This window comes from Melaminivora alkalimesophila (assembly GCF_000282995.1).
GTDB lineage: Bacteria > Pseudomonadota > Gammaproteobacteria > Burkholderiales > Burkholderiaceae_C > Melaminivora > Melaminivora alkalimesophila.
Genome location: NZ_ALEE01000355.1, coordinates 1 through 1971, shown reverse-complemented (window position 1 = coordinate 1971; position 1971 = coordinate 1). Strand labels below are relative to the sequence as shown.

Below are 1971 nucleotides of genomic sequence, written 5' to 3'. Positions count from 1 at the left end.
CGCCCGCCGCCGGCGCGGCGGCCAAAGAAGGCCGCCTGAGCCGGGCGGCCCTACAGCGCCATCGAGGGGCGCTCGGCCATCTTCGCGCGCCAGCGCAGCAGGTGGGCGTGGCGTCCCTCCTGCGGCTTGCACTTGATGATGCGCGCGAAGTCCACCGCCACCACCGCCGTGATGTCGGCGACACTGAAGCGCCCGGCTGCCACGAAGTCGCGCCCGGCCAGCCGCTCGTCCAGCAGGTCGAGAAAGTGCTCCGTGCGCGCCCGGCCGCGCTCGGCCAGCTCGGGGATCTGCGCGTAGTCCCTGGCGCCCGGCAGCGCCCGCCCGGCCATGGCGGGCGAGCTGTTGCGCAGCGCCTCGGCGATCGCCAGCAGGCCCTCGAACTCCATGCGCCAGTTCCAGCTGGCGATCTCCGCCTTCTCCTCGGGCGTGCTGCCCAGCAGCGGCGGCTCGGGGTAGCGCGCCTCCAGCCAGGCGGCAATGGCGGCGTTGTCGGCCAGCAGCAGGCCGTCTTCGGTGCGCAGCGCCGGCACGGTGCACTGCGGGTTGATCCGGCGGTAGGCCTCGCCGAGCTGCTCGCCGCTTCGGAGGTCCACCTGCACGGTGTCGTGGGCGATCCCCTTCTCGGCCAGGAAGATGCGGGCGCGGCGCGGGCTCGGGGCGGTGGCGCAGTCGTACAGGGTGAGCATGGCGGGGTCTCCGGGGTGGGCCGCTCAGGCGGCGGGGTTGAGCTTGTCCTGCGTGCGCGTGTCGAAGTCGCTGGCGTCGTGGCGCTCGTGCAGCTGGCTCTCGGGCGCACCGAAGGTGCGGTTGACCTTGCGCCCGCGCTGCACGGCCGGGCGCGCGGCGATCTGCTCGGCCCAGCGGCGCACGTGCGTGTATTCCTGCACCTGCAGGAATTCGCCGGCCTCGTAGAGCTGGCCCTTGGCCAGCGCCCCGTACCAGGGCCACACGGCCATGTCGGCGATGGTGTAGTCGCCGCCCACGAGGTATTCGTGCTCGGCCAGGTGGCGGTCCAGCACGTCCATCTGGCGTTTGGATTCCATGGCGTAGCGGTCGATGGCGTATTCGATCTTGAACGGCGCATAGGCGTAGAAATGCCCGAAGCCGCCGCCCAGGAAGGGGGCGCTTCCCACCTGCCAGAACAGCCACGACAAGCACTCGGCGCGGCGCGCCGGCTCGGTCGGCAGGAAGGCGCCGAATTTCTCGGCCAGGTGCATCAGGATCGCACCCGACTCGAAGACGCGGATCGGGCGCTCGGGGTCGCTGCGATCGAGCAGCGCCGGGATCTTGGAGTTGGGGTTCACGGCGACGAAGCCGCTGCCGAACTGCTCGCCCTCGTTGATGCGGATCAGCCAGGCGTCGTACTCGGCGCCCGCGTGGCCGAGGGCCAGCAGCTCCTCCAGCATCACCGTGACCTTCACGCCGTTGGGCGTGCCGAGCGAGTACAGCTGCAGCGGGTGCCGGCCGACGGGCAGTTCCTTGTCGTGCGTGGCGCCGGCGATGGGGCGGTTGATGCTGGCGAAGCGCCCGCCGCTGTCCTTGTTCCATTGCCAGACGGCCGGCGGGGTGTAGGGGGTGGGGTCGGTCATGCACAAGCTCCGGGAATGCCTTGGGATCCCCTCCTTTTAACCCATGGCCGCCGCTGCTGCAGCCGATCGCGCGACGCCCGGCCGCGCGCAGGCGTCAAGGCTGCGCCGCCAGGTCGTCCAGGATCGGGCAGTCTGGCCGGCCGTCGCCGTGGCAGCAGCCGACCAGCTGCTGCAGGCTGCGCTGCATCGCCTGCAGCGCGGCGATGCGCTCCTGCAGGTGGTCGATGTGCTGCTGGGCGATGCGCTTGACCTGGCTGCTGGCGCGTGCCTTGTCCTGCCACAGGCCGAGCAGTGTGGCGATCTCCTCGATGGAAAAACCCAGGTCGCGCGCGCGGCGGATGAAGCGCAGGGTGTGGACGTCGGCCTCGCCGTACTGGCGGTA

Annotated in this window: 3 protein-coding genes; all 3 read right to left on the bottom strand. The window is 71.2% G+C overall.

Annotated elements, in window-relative coordinates; genetic code table 11:
* Positions 1-50: 50 nt before the first annotated feature.
* Entirely contained in the window at positions 51-686 is a 636-nt protein-coding gene (locus tag A612_RS06585; protein ID WP_019373717.1) for a glutathione S-transferase family protein, read from the bottom strand.
* A 24-nt stretch (positions 687-710) separates the two neighbouring features.
* Positions 711-1589 (bottom strand): glutathione-dependent disulfide-bond oxidoreductase, encoded by an 879-nt coding sequence (gene yghU / locus A612_RS06580; RefSeq protein ID WP_019373716.1) that lies wholly within the window; start codon positions 1587-1589, stop codon positions 711-713.
* Between the two features lie 94 nt (positions 1590-1683).
* Positions 1684-1971: MerR family DNA-binding protein (locus A612_RS06575; protein WP_019373715.1), on the bottom strand; the 288-nt coding region annotated here is incomplete at its 5' end.

Coding starts and splice junctions, on each gene's coding strand:
- yghU (WP_019373716.1), bottom strand. CDS start 1,589: ATGACCGACCCCACCCCCTACACCCCGCCGGCCGTCTGGCAATGGAAC.
- A612_RS06585 (WP_019373717.1), bottom strand. CDS start 686: ATGCTCACCCTGTACGACTGCGCCACCGCCCCGAGCCCGCGCCGCGCC.